This window comes from Ruegeria sp. R13_0, assembly GCF_017743995.1.
In the GTDB taxonomy this organism is placed as follows: Bacteria; Pseudomonadota; Alphaproteobacteria; order Rhodobacterales; family Rhodobacteraceae; genus Ruegeria.
This window is the reverse complement of record NZ_JAGHRB010000008.1, coordinates 167,366-185,815: the sequence shown is the minus strand read 5'-3', so window position 1 is coordinate 185,815 and position 18,450 is coordinate 167,366. Positions and strand designations below refer to the sequence as shown.

The window sequence follows — 18,450 nt, the reverse complement described above, 5'->3', positions numbered from 1 at the left end:
ATGGGGTTAAAGACCGATGGCGCGCGACAGGCCAATCTCGGCCTGACCAACAGCAGCCACGATTGTATCTACCTGCTGGTTCTGGATGCTGACAAGCTCCGGGTCGGTTGCTCGTATCAATGTGATCGCCTTGCGAATTTCACGCTGCGCCTGACGGATCTGACGGCGCGCTTCCTGCACGGCCTCGCGGCGGATCGTCTCCCGCTCCTCAGCGGTGGTGGCAAGTGCCAGACGACGGTTGGCATCTTCACCCGCCGCGCGAATACCGGCACTTGCGCCACGGATGATATCGCCAACCGATTCCAGACCCGGCGGCAGCCCCTGCACGATCGCATCGAGGTCCGAGGCGTATTCGTCCATCGCATCGGCGATACAGGCCAGATAGGCGCTGACATTATTGCCCTGTTCCGCACAGGAAGAGATCACCTCGTCAAAGTCCTGCGACGCATTCTCGACCGTACCAAGCGCCGCTTCTGCTTCGGTTGTTGTTGTGGTCGTAGTACCACCGCCGCCACCTCCGCCGCCGCCGGTGATGGTCGTATCCACGGTCGGGGTGATTTCAATAGTTGGGGTCGGTGGGGTCGGAATGACCGTGTTCCCGATGATGGCCGTGCCAGGCAGCGCAGAAACGGTATAGAACACCTCCGAGATACTCAGGAGTGAGCTTGTATCCACGGTGTAGGTCGTAGTCCCGTTCTCGGTACTGGCGAACGTCAAAGTCTCAAAGATCGGGGACGTGTCCAGAGAGTCACCCGACGGCCCGAACCGAAAGACAGACGGGCCACCAGAAATTGTACCCGTGCCTGTCGTCGTTTCAGCCTCACCTTCGGGGATGAGAAGCGTGTCAGGCACGACAAACAGGACCGGTGAGGTCGTGTAGTGCAACGGGTTTGACCCGCCGTCCGGGTCGCTCGTTCCCGGTGCCCACGTGTTGGTAAAGTCCCACCCTTGAGCCGACGCAAGGTTAAAGAACCCAACGGTATCCTGAAGCTGCGCTGTGGTGATTGCTGTGCCCCCGGCGCTAGTGGCCAGACCAGAGGTATCGGTGTTCCAGAAGGACCCTGACACAGATCCAGAGTTTGAACCGACTAACCCACCGAGTGTTGGCGTGTTGGGACCTGAAAAACTGGCACCGCCCGTTGAATAGCTTCGGGCAACTGTGCCGCCATTGTTGAAGCCTACGAGGCCTCCAAGCGTCGCCGAGTCTCCGGGCGCTGAACTCTGGTTGGAGCCTGAGACACTTCCGGTTGCATAGGAATCCTGGACGAGGCCGTTGTTGTCACCCACCAAGCCGCCAACGGAAAAATCACCCGCCGTAGAACCACTGACGGTTCCTGTAGCGTGAGACCGAGTGATGGTTCCGTTGTTTTCGCCGACCAAACCGCCCGCGACAACCAAGTTGGCCTCGGTCGTGGCGACGGTCACACTGGCTGTCGAGAAACTGTCAATGATTGTGCCATCGTTGAAACCAACAAGACCACCGGCCTGTTCGTCACTGCTGGAAAAGCTACCGGATACCGAAACGCCGGAGATCGTGCCTCCGTTTGTTCCCGCCAAGATACCGCCTCCACCTGAGGAAACGCTGGCCCCGTTGATGCGCAGGTTTTGAACGTTGCCGTCTAGATTGTTGAACAGGCCGCCGAACGAACTGGTCGAAATGGTGAGGCCGTTTATCGAAAAGCCGTTGCCTTCAAGTGTACCACCCGCAAAGTCGATTGGATCGAACGAACTGAGTGGCGCGGCACTGATAGAATTGGCCAGGGCGTAGCTGTTGCCGTCCGAAATGCCTTGAAGGCCAAACACGTCCGTCAGCAGAAATGGCGACCCGGCAGCACCCGTGCCACCGAGCGCACGGGTGAATGTTGCGCCGGACGCAATATCAAGCGTTGCCGCCGAGAAACTTGGGAGCGTGGAACTTACCTGTGACCAGGCGCCATTCGTAAGCGTAAAGGTATCGACGTTGATTGTTCCACCTGCGCCGGTGCCAATCGTTGTGGCGGCGTTCAGTTCCAACTCGCCGCTTGTCGCGGTGATCGCAGCGTTGATCGTGATCGAATCATTGGCAAGCAGCGTTAACCGAGAGCCGTTGCCCCACGTGATCGGATCGTCGACGGTGATTGTGCCAACCTGGGAATCGTCGCCCCCAAGGTCGATCGGGTCTCCGTTCGGTTGGAGAGTGCCGCTTCCCGCGGTCGTCAGAGTGACGTTACCGAAACCAAGGTTCGATTCAATTGTACCCGGAGTGACTGAACCCGGACCTGTCGCTGTATCAGAAACGGTGATGTTCGTGGGGTCTAGCAGCAGCGTGCCATATGCACCAAACGGTGCCCGCGTATCGGTCAGACCCTCATAGTTGAGCGCCAGCTTACCCGACACTTCGACAAAACCACCATCCCCGGCCAGATCGCCCCCACGGGCCGAGTTGAAGCCCGAGAACGATGTGTAGTCATCCGACCAAACGATGATCAGACCGCCATTACCCTGATCTCCGCCATTGGCGCTGATTACCGTTGCGCTGTCGACCAGCGTGGTACTGGCCCGTTGCAGATCGCCGCCCCCTTGCAGGTCACCGCCAACGCGGATCTTTCCACCATGTCCTGTGCCCGCACCGTCTGCGCTCAGAGCCGCACCGGCCAGTTCGATTGCTTCACCGGTAATCGTGATCGACCCACCGTTCTGATCGCGGGCCACCGGACGCGGAGACGCTTCGACCAGTGTCACCCGCGCCGAGGTATCAATGCGGCCCGACACCTGCACGGCCCCGCCGCTGCCGCCCAGAACAACTGCTCCGGACACACCGCCGACCGAGCGCGCCTCGATCACGCCAGACATGTTCACGACCCGGCGCGCTGCATCGCGGGCACTGGCGGCCTTGAGGTGAACGACTCCGCCATCCGCCTCGATGCGGCCCGAATTGGTGACCAGAGCCTCCATCGCGGCGTCATCACTGTTTGAAGGAACCGCAACCTGTAGAAACCCATCACCGGACACGTCGAGCGTGACTTGCTCTCCCGCGCCCAATCCCACCTTGCCCATTGGCACGCGGATCACACCCGAGTTTGACACCTTGCCGCCGATCAAGGCTGCATAACCGCCGGGAACAACGTGAATCGTGCCCGCGTTCTCGACCCCTGCCGAGGCCCCGTTGCCGTTATAGTGATAGCGGCCGCTCAGAAAGTCATCGTCCGAGATATTCAGGCTCGAGGCCACAAAGCCCCCAGTATTCACATGGCCATTCGGACCGATGAAAATGCCGTTCGGGTTGACGAGGTGCACCTGCCCGTTGGCGTTCAGCTGTCCATGGATCTGACTGGTTGTATTCCCGGTAACCCGGTTCAGGATCACGCTTTGCGCGCCCGGCTGATTGATATTCACGGTCGAGCCGGAGCCAATCGAAAACCCGTTCCAATTCACGATGGCCGCATTCGACCCCTGCGTGATGTTCAACTGATTGCCGTTGGGTTGGCTGATCGCGACATCACCCGCAGCTACCGTCCCACCGGTCGGCAGGGATTGTGCCAGCGCGGTCGTGCCCCATAGCACGGTCGAGGCCGACAGCAGAATGCGGCGTGAGACTGTCATGGCTGCGCTACCATCAGAAGCGGCGGCTGGCAGTGATGCTGAACCGGTTTCCATCTTCCCCGAGGTCATCACGTTCCCCCCTCCCATATTCCACTCGTAATGACCCGGACCGATAGGTCGAGTCCTCAATCGTAAACACATCAAAGCCCAAACCGTAGGCATATGCCCGGGTTGTGCCTTGTTCCAGAACAGTGGGTTGTTCCAAACCTAACACGCCGTAGGCCCCAAAAACATAGGGTTTGAAAAGGATTGGAAAGCCGGCCACTTGCGTCTGCTGTGACCGGCCAAGCTCGGCCCGTGCGACCCAGCCGTCATCTCCGCGCAGATCGCCTGCGTCGAAGGTCGATAGCTCGCTGGAGCTGGCAACACTGAACTGTTCCGACGTGACCAGCGGATCGCCAAAGCTGGATTGAATTCGGCCATTCACGTTCACGGACCAATTGGCGTTCAACGGGCGCTGATACTGCGCCGACAGCACAAGCTTGGTGAATTGCGCGCTGGCACCTTGCCGTGACAAAGGGGGATCCCCCGCCCCGACCGAGGTACTGGCACCGAATGCATCCAGCCCGCGCGACAAAACAGCCCCGGCAGACAGAAACGCGCCATTGTCGTAGGTCCAGCTTGCATCCAGCGTGGCCCGCAAGACACTGAGATCGTCGTCATAAACCGGTAGTGACCCTGAGCTGGCAATCAGATCCTGCGAGTCGCTGATCCGGTCCAGGATCAGTTGCGACGACAGATTGTGACGCCGCGTACGCACCCAAGGATAGTAAAGCCGCAGGGAAAAGCGTTCGAATTTACTGGTGTTTGGCACCAGCTCTGCATCCGGCTGCGCCTCGCTGAGCGTGTATTCGGCGTTGAACGTCATCCCGTCGTATCCGATCGGAAAGACCGCCCCCGCCGCCGCAATTCGGTACTGCGCATCGCTTGAGAAGAACCGTTTGGGTGAACCGCCGACGCGGAAATAGAAGGTCTCTCCCATCTCCAGCGCGCCGTTGACCTCAAGACCGAGGTTCAGGTTGCCCGGGCCAAGCTCATCCGACAGCGTATTGTCAAAGCCGTAAGAGCCGGTGATCTCTTTGAACTCGCCATCCAGCGTCAGAATGGTACCGCCCCGCGCATCGCCCGCCGACAGGGTCGAGGCCAATCGCACGCCAAACGTGTCCCCAGCCAGCAAAAGCGCACGTTCGATCTGTTGCAGCTTGACGCCCCGTTTGCCGATCAGAGGTTTGGTGATCATCACCACCCGTTCTCGGGCTTGCTGAGGCACTTTTTCGGCATCAATGCGTTCGATGAACCCGTCGATCACGACGATGCGCAGCGTGCCCCCATCGCGAAGGGTCTGCTGCGGCAGGACCACCCGGCTGAGGACAAAACCAGCGTTAGTATAGGCGCTTTCCAATCTGTTGGTGGCCGCAAAAATCTCGGACACAGCCACGCGCTTTCCAGTCAGGCGCTCAATGAAGGCTGCATTGGCTGCCTCCATCTGGGGCAAACCGTCTTCGATCCGCACCTGACCCACGGTCACAAACAGCCTGTCTGCACCTTCGGGCACCGGCGCACCCGGATCGCGCGCTACGGTTACTGGCCCAGTGCTGCGTTGGTTCTGCGGCTGAAAGGTGGATGGGGCAAGGTTCGACGCGCTTTGCGCCTGCGCCATTTTGGAGAAAACAGTCGACGCGATCACGACGCAGGAAGCCAAAACCAGAAAACGACAGATCCGCGTCATGTCAGACAAACACCCCTTACCCACACCGGCCCCAACCAATGAGCCAGAAACGTCTCAAGGAAATCCCATCGAAGGGACCATGGCAAGGTCGTTCTGATCATTCCGCAGCCCCCTTTGGAATAGATAACGCTTTATTTACCTTGTTGCGCATCACGTCTGTGACAGACTTCACAAACCGCATGAGAAGCGCGGTCAGAGCAGCCCGGCCTCAAGCCACTCTTCGATCTTGTTGCGGCTGACCTCGAAATGCATCGAGTCCTCACGGCCCCAGGCAGCACCCCAGACCCAGCCTTCCTCGCGGAAGAAATCGGCCAGAATGGTCAGACCCAACTGGGTTTTTCCGTCGCCCAGCGTATCCAGAACGCCGTCGATATTCAGGTCGACCGCAAGACCGTAAGCATGGGCCGAAGCCGAAGACGTCGCCCCGCGAATACGGCGCACACACAACGACCCGGCCGTATTGATACGCGCATAAAGGTCGGGGTCGGTGCGTTGAATATTCTCGAATACAGCCCGCAGTGAATCAACCGCAGGTTTCAACATCCGCACCCGAACCGGCCCGACCTCTTCCAGCACCAATAGTTCCTCAAGCCGTGGATTGGTCATCGACTGGCATTCATCTGTCAAATCCTCACGCGGTAGCCCGAATGTTTCGCGCAAGAAGGACGAACCGGCCAAGTCCAGTTCCCGGTTTACCTTGTTGCGGTTGGCGATCAGGACGACCTGCGCATAAGCGTCAATGATCTCATTGGGCGACGAGCGGTCAAACCCATAGTCATCCGCCGCCGAATTGTCTTGCGGCACGATCCCGGCACCATTCTGGGTGCGTGACACCTCGAGCGAAAGCCGTTCAACCTGCTCGCGCATATCATCCAGCTGTTGGCTGAGCATCTCAATCTCGATCCGAGCGCCTGAGTCGATGGCGGGACCTTCGAAATTCTCGTCAAGTGGGACGACCAAAGGAAAGACGTACCAGATGATCGGAGCCAGAATGATGGCCACTCCCAGAATGATCGCCGGAACGATGCGCATTTGCCTGATGTTTCCTGTATTCTGCCACCTTATAACATGAACTTAAAAGGCTGGGCGCATGATGTCACGCTATTGACCTAAAAATGTCCAGCGCTTGTGTGACATTCTTCATTGTCGGTCGTCGGGTGGGGGGCTAGTCTTTCCCTCAAACACGGAAAGGTTAGGGTTATGTCCGCATTTGCATCATGGAAGTTTATCGGGGCCTCGGCATTTGCCGTCCTGTGTACCGCTCAGTTTGCTCTGGCGCAGTCAGGCGAGTTGACGGCAGACGAAATCACCGACGCGTTCAACAAGCAAAAGACGCGCGGCCTTGTCATCGTGCCGTCGAATTCCGGCGAAACGGCTGAGGCCGAAGCTGAAACCACCGTCGCCGCCGCACCGACCGAATACCAGCCGGTCGCAAGCGAGGATCAGGTCAATATCCAGATCCGTTTCGATTTCGCGTCGGCCGCGCTGCGCGAGGATGAAAAGCCCAAGCTTTCGTCGCTGTGTCAGGCGATGAAGAACGTGGATGTGAACGTCTTCCAGATCATCGGTCATACCGACAGTGCAGGCTCGGCTGAATACAACCAGAACCTGTCGCTGCTGCGCGCCAAAGAGGTCAAGCGCTTCCTCGTCGGCGATTGCGGTATCTCGGAACAGCGGCTCGAAGTACTGGGCGTTGGCGAGGCTGAACCTCTAAACAAGGACAATCCGCGCGCCGACGAAAACCGTCGCGTTGAATTCCAGGCCCTCGGCTGATTACACCACCACTCTAACTAAACCGAGGACAGCATGACGGACTCCCGCGCAGGCGACCTGTTTCAGCCGGGCGATCTGGTGAACAATACCTATCGGATCGAAGCGATACTTGGGCGGGGCGGTACTTCTGACGTCTATCGAGCCCGCTCCGAGATTTCGGGGCGGCTTGCCGCTTTGAAGGTTCTGAAAGCGGAGTTTTCCAGCAATGATGACTATCTGGTCCTGCTGACCCGCGAAGAAGAAATCCGCGACATCCGCCACGACGCGGTTGTCCGCTATTCTGAAAACAACCGAACCGCCGACGGGCATGTCTATCTGGTGATGGATTATGTGGACGGACCGGGCCTCGACCAGAAGCTCAAGGCTGGCCCCATGTCGGCGGGCGACGTGCTGACCGTGTGCAAACGGGTTTGCGAGGGGCTTGAGGCCGCCCATGCCCGCAACATCGTTCACCGCGATCTGAGCCCCGACAATATCATCCTGCGCGATGGCGATCCGGGGCAGGCCGTGATCATTGATTTCGGCATCGCCAAGGATACAAACCCGGGTGCCGAAACCATTGTGGGCGGTGAGTTTGCCGGGAAATACGCCTATGCCGCGCCCGAGCAACTTTCAGGTAAAACCGACCAGCGCACCGATATTTATTCTCTGGGCGCCTTGCTGCTGGCCAATTTCCGGGGGCAAAAAGCTGATGCCGGGCGCAACCTGCTGGAAGTGGTCGAAAACAAGAAAGAGCCGCTGAATACTCAGGACGTACCGGAGCCGCTAAAGTCGATCCTCGACAAGATGACGGCTCCGAACCCGGATGATCGGTACCAGAGCGCCGGAGATGTTCTACGCGCCCTGGCGGCGGCCCGGAACGGATCGGCCGCGCTTCAAGACGATCTGGACGATGCAACCGTGATCGCGCCGCGCGCGGCCCCTGCCGCTGCGCCATCCGTTGCCCCGGTTACGCAACCGGAACCGAAATCCAAGGCCAGCCCGACCAAAGCTGAACCTGCCAAGTCCTCGCGTGGAGGCGTGGTGGCTGCAGTCGGCGCGCTTGCGGTTGTTGGCATTGGTGCCGGTGGCTATTTCGGCGGACTGTTTGACGGCTTCCTTGCACCGCAATACCCAACCGTCTCACCCTATACTCTGGTGGCTGATAAACGACCCGGTCAGGCCCCTCGTGCCGTAGGCTTTGTTCCGTCCGAGACTGTGCGGGACGCCATGACAGGCGAGATCACATCCGAAGGGGGCGATGTTGATCTCACATTGGCCTCGGGCGACATTTCCGACACCTGGGGAACAGCGGTGACCGGTGTCATCGACGCGGCAATGGATCTGGACGAGTGGCGTTTCGTGGTCGAAGGCAATGAGGCCCGACTGACCGGACAAACCACCGATCAGGCCCTACATGCCGAGCTAGAGCAGCTCTACTCCGCCGGTCTGCCCGCCGGGCTACAAGGCACCGCAGATATCGAGTTGGAGTCGCTGTTCCTGTCCGCGGATGAGGTCCGACCCATCCTGTCCGGTCTGGCCGATTGCGGCGCGTTGAAACTGATCGACGCACCCAGCACGGGCTACGGCCCCGAAACACCGATCAAGGTCGGCGGAACGCTGGCCTCAAGGGACAGTTTGGTCGGGTTGGACACCGCGCTGACAGCCCTCGCAGGTTCACGCCCTATCGATCTTGAGCAGGTGACGCTACTGAACCCGACCCTGTGCCTGATCGAGAACTTCCTGCCCTCGGCACCTACCAGCGATATCTCGATCGCGTTCTTCAACGGAGAGCAAGGCAACGCGCCCAACCCGACCGGAGACTTCATTGTCGGGCAAAACCCGGTCATCGATGTCGACCTGCCCGATGATGTTCAGGATGGGTATCTGTCCGTCTCGGTCCTGGATGTGTCAGGCAACGTGTTCCACCTGCTGCCCAACGTCACCCGCCAAGACAACGATATCGCCTCTCTGCGCGACGGAGAGTCCGGGCCGATTTCGGTCCGCGTGGCCTATTCGATTGATGAAAGCCAGGACAATGGCGGCATCGCCTTTCAGGTCGATGACACCGCGCTAGGGAAAAGCAAGGTGATCGTTCTGCATACTGACAACCAGCTGTTCAGCACCATACGCCCAACGGCGGAATCCGCGGCAGGTTATGCCGAGGCGCTGCGCGAGCAGGACAGAAACGTCGAGACACAAATCCTGTCACTGGACAGTCGTATTCTGACGACCTTGGAACAATAGAGTAAGGGTGACGTAAAACCATGCCCTGTTTCTGCCAAGCCAATGTTGCAACGTTACCCAGTCTTCCGACGACTGCGAACCTGTCAGTTCACGCCGTACCACCACAGATGATGAAGCTATTGACGCTTCTGGGATTGCAGGGAACGGCCAGCGGCCAAGCAAGGGCTGATCTAAAACTGAACGCGATGCTTCCGGCGATGACGCCGGATATGTACCTCAACGCGACGATGAACGCGAAGGCCCCGAATATCGCCTTGCCCGCGATTCTGCCCAGTGATGGGGGCGGAGCGATTTCGATGATGATGAGTCTGGCGGCGTCCGGATTTCCGCTGGCTGATCCCCGCGCATTGCTGGCTGAGATTCAGCAAGCTGTCCTCAGCCTCGCCGCAACGGTTCTGCCGCAAGCGCAAGCTATGCCGAAGATGAGCAGCCCACAGTTTCAAAACATCGTACTCGCGGCCAGAATGACCTTGGCCCTGCGTGCTCAGGGCGTCTGCCCAATGGCTTTGGCCGGGTTGGATTATTCCTATGAGGCCGAGATGCAGGTGGGTGAAGCAGGAGGTTCACGCGGGACCTGCTCAGCGGCTTTGAATTTCGCTGCGTCGCTGCCGAGGATCACAATGCCGCCTTTCGCATTGCCCTTGCCCAAGATCGATTTGGCAAAGCAGTTGGCGCTGCTTGCGCCCGCTGCGTCAGCCCCGGAAACGCTCGGGTTGCCTCCAATATCCGACCCCAACATGATTTCGGCCCTTATGAACCAGTTGGCGGGTCTTGCGACGGTGCCCGTGCCCAACCTTCCCGTCTCGCTGGACGAGTTACAGGAACTGGCCGACCAGCTGCAAGACCTTGCCACAATTGAGGAAGCATTCGGTTCTGACGCCCTGACACCAAGCGGAATTGCGCGGATCGACGCCATGCTCAACTATATGGCGCAGTTGAACGTGCCTGTTCCGCTAGAGATGCAGGCGCTGCAAATGCAATTGGATGCGCTGCCCGAAATCGAAGATATTACCCAAGGTGCCCAAGCGGCCCAAAGCGGAGCTGTAAATCTAGCCATGTCCATGAGCGTTCAGCCGCCAACGGTACCCGTTTTGCCAACGCTACAGTCCTTGGCGAAACTTGGAAAATCGTTGCCGGGCCTACCGTTTGGCCCCTGCGATACCTGTAATTTCGACATCGCGTCAATTCGTGACAGTCTTTCAGGCATGCAACTACCCGCACCGCCACCTGTGCCGACCCTACCTTCGGTATTCTAAAGTTACAGAATATCGACCACCACAACGGTGATATTGTCGGCCCCGCCGCCATCCAGCGCGACCTGTATCAACTGATCCGAAACCGTCTCGATCGGCATATCCGACAGCGCTTTCTCTAACATCGGGAAGGTTGCGTATTTACTGAGACCGTCTGAGCAGATCAGAAAACGGTCGCCCGGCTGAACCTCGCCACGGACCTTGTCTAGTTCGAGAACATCCCCAACACCCACGGCCCGTGTGATCGCATTGGATTGAGGGTGCTGCTCGGCCTCGTCCCAACTCATCTGTCCAGCGAGAACCAGATCCGCCACGACCGAGTGATCGGTGCTGAGCATCTGGATCTTGCCCTCGCGCAACAGATAAATTCGGCTGTCCCCGGCCCAAAGCCCGACGAAATGCCCGTTGGCCAGCATCATGCAAGCAACCGTCGTACCAATCGTGCCGCCACCTCGGGCAGCGGCCTCTTCCCGGATCACGGCATGGGCGCGCTGGATCGCGTCTCGCAATGCGGTCAACCGATCAGCAGGGGCCAAACCGGGCGGGATTGCTGCAACCATATCCGCGACCAATCGGCTGGCATAGTCACCCGCGTCATGCCCGCCCATCCCATCCGCCACCAACCAGAGGCTTTCCTCAGGCAGCGCCAGCACCGCGTCTTCGTTGACCTTCCGCCTGAGGCCCACATGGCTGCGTGCGCTGTACCGAACGCGGTGACTTGAATTCATATTGGTCGTGCCTCGGTCCACAATGCGGCGTGTAGGTTGAACAAGCCTTGCATGTTTGCCCCATCCGGTAAACCTTCGCAGATCATCATTCGGGGGACGCCGCCGATTTCGGTGCTCCAAACGCTTGGGGTGCGATATCTTTGCGCCATCAACCCCGCCGCCAGATCAGGCAACAAGCTGTCGGAGACTTCCCCGCGGGTCAGCACCATCGTGTTCCCATGCGCGCGCACAGGCGCAGTCGGCTGCTGCGTTGGGGCTGGCAAAGCGGCCAAACCCTCGGCCAGCTTGTCGCGGGTCATGTCATCCTCGAGCGCGGCAAGCGCCAAATCTTCAAGCTGTCGGTAGACCTCGGCCGCCCGGAAATGCGCCAGCGCGGCAGACCCTTCGTTCGACACACCAGCGACCAGGGTCAAAGGAAACCGCCGTCCGACCCGATCCACCGAAGGCATCAGAACCCCCAGCATTTTCTGCGGCCCGGCCAGCCCCGGCGACAGGCAAAACCGCCAGATCGGAGCGGACATGTAGTGGGAATCCCACGCCTCTGCCAAGGTTTCTGACGCAGCCAACATGCTGCGCTGTATCCACTCATCCCACGGCTGCACAAACGCCTGTGACACCCCGAGGCGGAAGAAATCTCCGACCGAGGGCATCTTGCCGAATGCACCAAACCCGCCTGTTTGCATCAGAACGACTTGGGGCAGCTGAATTTCTGCAGCGCTGGCAAGGCGAAGGGGTTGATGACCGACCCGGACTGCAACTGGAAGATCGCGATGCGACCACCGACATTGAAGATCACCTTCTTGCGGTCTGACACATTGGTGCGCCGTACCTCGGCCGCGTCCAGCAGGCGGAACCAGGCCCAGGGGCCGTCCTTGGACAGAACGCTTTCGATATTGCGCTTTTCCGGCTCAAAACTGACGCGCGCCAGCCCAACTGAACCCGGCCATGTCACAGCAAGGGGTGAGGGCAGCCCACCGCGGTGTTTGAACTCCAGCACTTGGCCGTCAATCTCAAGCTTGACGCCTTTGGCCTTTGGGTCCAGCGCCTCGGGCATAATCTGGAACTGGATTTGCGGCTGCGGGCCTGCCGCAAAGAACGCCTCCTTGATCTCGGCGGCATTTTGAAACTGGGTCAGAACCGCCTGGCTGATGCCCAGATCGGTCGCATTCACCCCGGACTTCCACGACCATGGACGCGTGCGCATATCCACATGTTTGGCGAGGTTTTCATTGAAGAACGAGTCGATCAGACCTTGCGGACCGAACAACTTGCCAAAGTCACCCATCGCGACATCCGCGCCCGAGCGGCGGTTGAACGGGTAGCGATCCCCGACGACCTGCTCGCAGAACGGCAGAACCGTCGATTGCCACCGCGCGTTAATGGAGGACCGGGTGCTATCCGAAGTGATCCCGGACGAGCCGTCGATGATTTGCAGGGCCCAGCGTTCCATCGGGCCGGGAATACGCGCGGCCTCTTGCTGGAACTGCTGCAGAGCCTGCCCGGTTTCACCGCCCGAGACACCGCTGAACGACATCTTGTTCAGCTCCTGATACACGCCCGTCAGCGACCCCATCAGCATGTCCAGCTGCGAAGGTTGCCCCTCTTGCCGTTCAACCAGCTGATGCAACCAATCGAAGCGGTCCTCGACATATTGTCCCGGTGCCTGCACCGGCTCACCGGAGTTGACACCGCTGGTTTTGGCCAGTGCCTCCAACAGGATCTGTGTCTGGGCTGAGGTCGCGGATTGCAATTCAATCGCGGCGGCTCCGGAAACACCTTCGCTGATCGCATCGTTGCCCGAGAGAATTGACCGGTTTTCGGTCAGTTTCGTCTCATCCGAGATCGAATTCAGGACATTCACAATAGGCGAGGTCGGGCCTGACAGCACATTGGTGACCTCAACCGCGTGGCTGAGGCTTTCCATCGGCACGATGTCGATATCGCCCAGCATCGCATCATAGCGCGCGATGTAGTCGTTGTAATAAAGGTCCAGAACATCACGGCTGAGGGCGGCAAGCGCTTGCTCAGTCTGTTCGGCCTCACCTCGGGGTCCCAGAACCCAGCTTTCCTTCTGCACCCGTTTTGCGACACCGATGGCCTCTCCTAGGAAGACATTGTTGAAGCCATTGTAGGTAAATATGCCCTCAATCCCGTCGTTCAGAGGTTTCCCGGAGGACCGCACCAGAACGCGCCCGACAGCGGGGCCACCCACTTCGGTGATCCGCCACTCCGGCAGCGCTGTGGCCGCGGGGCTGGAGACGATGCCGTTATAGACACGCTGCGCCAGCGGGAGTTCCGACAGGATACCCTGAATCTGATCCACCATTGGGCCATTCAAAGCGATCTCTTGCATTGGCTGGCTGAGCATGGCGTCGAGGTGATCGTTCAGGTCGGCACGGAATTCCTCACGCGATGGGCCGGGGAAGGACACGCTCCAGTCAATGTTCATCCACTCCTTGACCAAATCCTGGTTCATCGGCCCCTGCAGACCCAGCATCAGATAGACCTTCAGCGCCTCATAGAGCACATCGGGGTTGTTGATGTTGGCGCTCATCTGTTCTTCCAGACGCAGCAGAAGACGCGGCAACAGGCGCTGGTTCAACGCAGCACGATAGGTTTGCGCCGCCTGTGTGCCGATCACGTCGCCCTGGTATAGACCATAGGTCAGGCGTGATTCTGGCTCAGGATCCGAGAGTGTCGGGTTGGCCGGCAGGTCGCGCAACGTGTTCAAAGCTTGAACGACTGGAACCAGATCGGTGTCGCCAACGGGGCTGGGCGGCAAAGTCGCAGCGGCGGCCTGATAGGCGGATACACCCTCCTGAGCCTCGGCGATCAGGTCGGTATTGCCCATAAAGCTGCGCACCAACAAGGCTCCGACCGTGACGGCGGCAATAACAGTTGCGGCAATCGAGGCCCATTTGGTGATCTTGTAGCGCTTTTCGACCTTGTCATCGGCGCTGACCAGCCCGGCCTCGCGGAAGATCACCTGATCGAACAGGCGCGTCAGGAAATAGGACCGACCCGACCCCTGCCCCGAGCCGATGGCCTGACGGCCAATCCCAAAGGTCCGCGCCATGCCCAGCATTAGACGGTCAATTGGCGTGCCTTCTTGCGTGCCTGACGTGAAATAGACCCCGCGCAGCATGTGGCGGTGCTGATAACGGCTGTCCTGAAAAACCTCGGTCAGGAACTCATGTGCGACTTTGCGAACCGAGGCGACCTGCATCGGGAACCCGGCAATCAGAGCCCGGCGCTGCGGGTCTGTCTCGGTCTGCATCCGCTCCAACGACTGCGAATTCAGACGACCCAGAAGCAGGGCGAATTCCTCATCAAAAGCCGCGACCGGCGACTGTTCGCTGCGCGATTTGTCCAGTGGCAGAGTAAAGCCCCAGACCTGCTCGCGATCTTCCTTGCCTAGATTGTCGTGGAATTCGGCAAAACCAGCGATCAGGTCGGCCTTGGTAAACAGGATGTATACCGGGAACCGCACGCCCAATTTTTCACGCAGCTCTTCCAGCCTGCGGCGGACGGCCTTTGCGTGTTCCTTTTGCGTGACCTCGTCCTGCAAGGACAGGTCAGACAGCGAAATCGCAATCATCGCGCCATTGATTGGCTGCCGCTTGCGGTATTTCTTGAGTAGATTGAGGAACCCGATCCAGGCCGCATTGTCGACCTCGGCATCGCTTTCCTGCGTGGTGTAGCGCCCGGCCGTGTCGATCAGAACGGCGTTCTCAGTGAACCACCAGTCGCAGTTCCGCGTACCTCCGACACCACCAATCGCAGTCTTGCCTAGCTCATCAGCCAGCGGGAAGTTCAGGCCCGAGTTCACAATCGCCGTCGTTTTGCCAGCCCCCGGAGGGCCGATCATGACGTACCAGGGCAGCTCATTCAGATGGCGCCGCCCGTTCTTGGACTTGCGCAAAGCCGCCATCGCGGTTTTCAGCTTGCCGCGCAGCTCGGAAATCTCGCTGTCGATCATATCGCCGCCATCGGCGACGGATTCCGTTATCTCTTCCGTCAGTTTCTTTTCGCGACGTCGGCGCAGAAGGAAGATGGTCAGACCGATCAGGAAGAAGACCAGATAGATCACCCCGCACCAGATCAGGCGCGTCCCGACCCCGTCCAGCGGTCGCCACTCATCCGAGCCGATCCACGGGCCGAAATAGTACAGACACCCGGCCAGAACCGTCGCCGTGAAGAACAGCACGGTGTAGATCGACATGAAAACATATCTTAGAACGCGGCGGATCATCAGTTCTCCTCCTGAACCAGCAGGACTTCGATCCGGCGGTTCGTGGCCCGCCCTTCGCGGGTCGAGTTGTCGGCAATCGGTTCGCTATCGGCACGGCCTTCGGCGCTTAGGCGGTCGGGATCGGAAATCTCACCCGCCATCTGGTTCATCACCGATTTGGCCCGTGCCAGAGACAGCGCAAGGTTGGACGGAAAGCGTGATGAGCGGATTGGCACGTTGTCCGAATGCCCGGTCACGATCACCCCTCCGGGTTCTCCGTCTAGCGCTACAGCCACACGGCGTACCGGTTCCTTGAATTTGTCCTGCAAGTGGTCAGAACCCGACCCGAACATGCCCGATCCCTTGACCCGGATAATCAGCGTGTTGCCCTTCTCAAAGACCTCAACCAGCCCTTCGTCGATCTCGGGCTGCAGGAAAGCAACGACCTTTTCGACCTGCGGCTGGGCTTGCGGCGGTGGCGGAGGCGGCGGCGGGGCGCGGCGCTGCAGCTCTGTCACCCGGCCAGCATCAATCACCGACATTTGTCCCACAAGGTTTTCTGTCTTGTTGGACAGCAGATAAGACAACCCGCCAAATTCGATCAGTAGCAGCAGAGCGGTCACGCCAACAGCGATCCAGACCGGCTTCCACAGGCTGAGGGCGCGGTATGGTTTATCGACCCCTTCCCAATGCGGAGCGAGATCCCGTTCCACGTCACCACGCTGCGCGCGAATGATCCGCGCCAGACCCTGACGGATCTGCATATGCTTGTCCGCGCCGCCCTGTTCGACGCGCAAGCGCCCCTCAAACCCAAGCGAGAGGCACATGTAGACGAATTCCAGCAGCTCAATATTGTTGGCCGGGTCCTGTTCGAGACGTGCCAGCAGGTCATAGAAGCGATCACCGCCGACGGTCTCTCGGTGGAAGGTGCCCACCAGCGACTGGGTCGCCCAACTGGATTGGCCACCCCACGGTGTATTCAAAACAACGTCGTCCAAAGTCGCGCACAAAGCATAGCGTGCGATCTTGACGGTCTGCGCCGCAATGCCCGCCTGCAAAGCGGCATTTTCAAACGCGCGTACCTCGGCCACAACGCTTTGGCGCAGCTTGTCTGGGTCCATATGCTGCGCACGGTTGCGAATACGGCTTATCAAAGAAAACAGCGACGCGGCGCAGGCGTTCAGCCGGTTCATACCGGTGGTCGCAACCTCTTCCCCGCCCGAGGCAGGCCGGGATTGAGGCGTCTGGGGTTGAGGCACCCCGTATCCCGCGCCGCCCTGCGCCGGTTGCGCCATAGGATCGGGCTGTGCCACCTGCATCGGATCGGGATATCCGGCTGGTTGCTGCGGAGCCGGCTGTTGCGGCATGCCACCCGCCTGACGTCGCCCACCGGGATTGGGGCGAATGACCGTCTTGTCGGTGTCGTCCGGTTCGGCAAATGGATCTTTGTCGGACATTCTTTGACCTGTTCCCCTAAGGCTTCCGCGTCACGAGTGTGACCCACATATCAAGCCCTATCAAATTGTTTTGGCGCCGCCAGTGATCACGTTCACTCTTATTGGTTGCGGATCGCCCACAGCTCCATCTCAAGTCCCGGATATTGCCCCGATACATGAACCGCGATCCCACCCGAGGTGGTCATCTTGCCCCAGTATGGGCTGGCGGCATCCAGTTCGAAATAGACGACACCGGAGTGATATGGAATCTGCCGCGGAGCGACCGGCAACGGGCGCAGCGTGATACCGGGAAGGGCCGAGTTCACCAATTGACGGATTTCCTCAACCGGGCCGGTTTTGGCTTGCCCGGCGAAATGACGGCGTACGTCCTCGGCCGGGATATCTGCGTTCACGGCCAGCACGAAACCGGCGTTGCCGATAAGCTTGCGGTCGGCAATCACGCCCACGCTGATACCGTATTTCCGTGCCTCCAGTGGGATTGAGACCGCCGTCTGCTCCAACACCGAGCTCAGATATTGCCGCAGGGTTCGAATGACTGGCGCGAACGAGGCGGTCAGGTCGTCATGCTGGTAGGCCGGGAATTGCACGGCCTCTTTCTCGGTGCTCATGAAGGTCGCCAGCTCACCGGCGAGCGCGGCGCAGACACGGTAGACATGTTCGGGATGCACGTTTTCGATATTGGCGAAATGGCGCACCAAGGGCAGGTTGCGGTTGATGGTCATCAACAGCAGGAAGTCCGAAATCTCGGCAGCCCCTTTGGCTGGCCCTCCATCCGAAAGACGCCCTGCCAAGGCCTGCATGCGGTGCGACAGCATCCCCTCAAGCTCATTCATGAATCCGGCCAGCGCAGCGGCGGCGCGCACGTCCAACACAGATGGGATGAAACCGCGATCCAGAATGATCTCTTTGTCCGGGCGCATTTCGATGATCTTGGCAATCGGGATCGCCAATTTATCCGCCAAATCATCCACTTCCAGCGCGAACTGCAATCGGAGTTTGCCCACACCCAACGTGACAGGCTTTTTCTGTTGGCTCATCACATCGGTGATTTCCTGCTCAGCCGGGCGTAGACGGCTGACCGATTGTTCGGCCCCGCTCAGATCCACCTCTGAGGCACCCTGCCGCCGCTGCGGAACCGTTAGGTAGACGACGCAATCCTTGATTGTCTCTGGCACTTCCAGCGCAGGAGGGTGATCTTCGGCCTGCGGCACGCGAAATACCTGCCCGTCCGGTGTCAGACCCGAGCACGATTTCAAGGCAAACTGACCGACCTTGAGCACTTCATCATCGATCTCTAACGCACTGACACCCCACGCATAAGGCGTGACCCGGCGTGCGAGACCAGCCACCAGCGCCTCGGTATACCGATCCGCCTGCTGGAAGTGATGGGGCTGCAGAAACAACCCTTCGGTCCAAAGCACCTTGCTGTCCCAGGACAATGGCTGCCCTCCCTTGTTCTTGCCGCCCGCGA

Annotated in this window: 11 protein-coding genes; 3 read left to right on the top strand and 8 right to left on the bottom strand. The window is 59.5% G+C overall.

From position 1 onward, the window contains the following. Window positions 1–6: 6 nt before the first annotated feature. The 3 genes from J7394_RS12460 to J7394_RS12450 form a co-directional block, all read right to left on the bottom strand. Complete coding sequence (locus J7394_RS12460; protein WP_209253436.1) at window positions 7–3,651, bottom strand: filamentous hemagglutinin N-terminal domain-containing protein; 3,645 nt, start codon at window positions 3,649–3,651, stop codon at window positions 7–9. Continuing rightward, window positions 3,596–5,311: a ShlB/FhaC/HecB family hemolysin secretion/activation protein gene (locus tag J7394_RS12455; RefSeq protein WP_209253434.1), complete on the bottom strand. Its 1,716-nt coding sequence runs from the start codon at window positions 5,309–5,311 to the stop codon at window positions 3,596–3,598. Before J7394_RS12455 ends, J7394_RS12460 begins: the two co-directional genes overlap by 56 nt. Before the next feature lie 192 nt (window positions 5,312–5,503). Further along, on the bottom strand, window positions 5,504–6,343 hold the full coding sequence (locus J7394_RS12450; RefSeq protein WP_209253432.1) for a M15 family metallopeptidase: 840 nt from the start codon (window positions 6,341–6,343) through the stop codon (window positions 5,504–5,506). 168 nt (window positions 6,344–6,511) lie between these two features. On the opposite strand from J7394_RS12450, the gene J7394_RS12445 reads away from it, so the two are divergent. The 3 genes from J7394_RS12445 to J7394_RS12435 all read left to right on the top strand — a co-directional run bounded on the left by J7394_RS12445 (window position 6,512) and on the right by J7394_RS12435 (window position 10,566). Further along, window positions 6,512–7,084 (top strand): OmpA family protein, encoded by a 573-nt coding sequence (locus J7394_RS12445; protein WP_170549474.1) that lies wholly within the window; start codon window positions 6,512–6,514, stop codon window positions 7,082–7,084. A gap of 33 nt (window positions 7,085–7,117) precedes the next feature. Then, entirely contained in the window at window positions 7,118–9,310 is a 2,193-nt protein-coding gene (locus tag J7394_RS12440; protein WP_209253430.1) for a serine/threonine-protein kinase, read from the top strand. A gap of 107 nt (window positions 9,311–9,417) precedes the next feature. Further along, window positions 9,418–10,566: a hypothetical protein gene (locus J7394_RS12435; protein ID WP_209253428.1), complete on the top strand. Its 1,149-nt coding sequence runs from the start codon at window positions 9,418–9,420 to the stop codon at window positions 10,564–10,566. A 2-nt stretch (window positions 10,567–10,568) separates the two neighbouring features. On the opposite strand, the gene J7394_RS12430 is transcribed toward J7394_RS12435, so the two are convergent. The 5 genes from J7394_RS12430 to tssK all read right to left on the bottom strand — a co-directional run bounded on the left by J7394_RS12430 (window position 10,569) and on the right by tssK (window position 18,418). After that, window positions 10,569–11,291 (bottom strand): PP2C family serine/threonine-protein phosphatase, encoded by a 723-nt coding sequence (locus tag J7394_RS12430; protein ID WP_209253426.1) that lies wholly within the window; start codon window positions 11,289–11,291, stop codon window positions 10,569–10,571. Further along, window positions 11,288–11,974, bottom strand: coding sequence for a type VI secretion system-associated protein TagF (gene tagF, locus J7394_RS12425; protein ID WP_209253424.1), 687 nt, complete (start codon window positions 11,972–11,974; stop codon window positions 11,288–11,290). The genes J7394_RS12430 and tagF overlap by 4 nt, the downstream gene beginning before the upstream one ends. Further along, window positions 11,974–15,543, bottom strand: coding sequence for a type VI secretion system membrane subunit TssM (gene tssM, locus J7394_RS12420; protein ID WP_209253422.1), 3,570 nt, complete (start codon window positions 15,541–15,543; stop codon window positions 11,974–11,976). Before tssM ends, tagF begins: the two co-directional genes overlap by 1 nt. Further along, window positions 15,543–16,979 (bottom strand): type IVB secretion system protein IcmH/DotU, encoded by a 1,437-nt coding sequence (icmH, locus tag J7394_RS12415; protein WP_209253420.1) that lies wholly within the window; start codon window positions 16,977–16,979, stop codon window positions 15,543–15,545. The genes tssM and icmH overlap by 1 nt, the downstream gene beginning before the upstream one ends. Before the next feature lie 98 nt (window positions 16,980–17,077). Then, window positions 17,078–18,418, bottom strand: coding sequence for a type VI secretion system baseplate subunit TssK (tssK, locus tag J7394_RS12410; protein WP_209253418.1), 1,341 nt, complete (start codon window positions 18,416–18,418; stop codon window positions 17,078–17,080). Window positions 18,419–18,450: the final 32 nt, after the last annotated feature.

Coding starts and splice junctions, on each gene's coding strand:
- J7394_RS12455 (WP_209253434.1), bottom strand. CDS start 5,311: ATGACGCGGATCTGTCGTTTTCTGGTTTTGGCTTCCTGCGTCGTGATC.
- J7394_RS12435 (WP_209253428.1), top strand. CDS start 9,418: ATGATGAAGCTATTGACGCTTCTGGGATTGCAGGGAACGGCCAGCGGC.
- tssM (WP_209253422.1), bottom strand. CDS start 15,543: ATGATCCGCCGCGTTCTAAGATATGTTTTCATGTCGATCTACACCGTG.
- J7394_RS12430 (WP_209253426.1), bottom strand. CDS start 11,291: ATGAATTCAAGTCACCGCGTTCGGTACAGCGCACGCAGCCATGTGGGC.
- tagF (WP_209253424.1), bottom strand. CDS start 11,974: ATGCAAACAGGCGGGTTTGGTGCATTCGGCAAGATGCCCTCGGTCGGA.
- J7394_RS12460 (WP_209253436.1), bottom strand. CDS start 3,651: ATGACCTCGGGGAAGATGGAAACCGGTTCAGCATCACTGCCAGCCGCC.
- J7394_RS12450 (WP_209253432.1), bottom strand. CDS start 6,343: ATGCGCATCGTTCCGGCGATCATTCTGGGAGTGGCCATCATTCTGGCT.
- icmH (WP_209253420.1), bottom strand. CDS start 16,979: ATGTCCGACAAAGATCCATTTGCCGAACCGGACGACACCGACAAGACG.
- J7394_RS12445 (WP_170549474.1), top strand. CDS start 6,512: ATGTCCGCATTTGCATCATGGAAGTTTATCGGGGCCTCGGCATTTGCC.
- J7394_RS12440 (WP_209253430.1), top strand. CDS start 7,118: ATGACGGACTCCCGCGCAGGCGACCTGTTTCAGCCGGGCGATCTGGTG.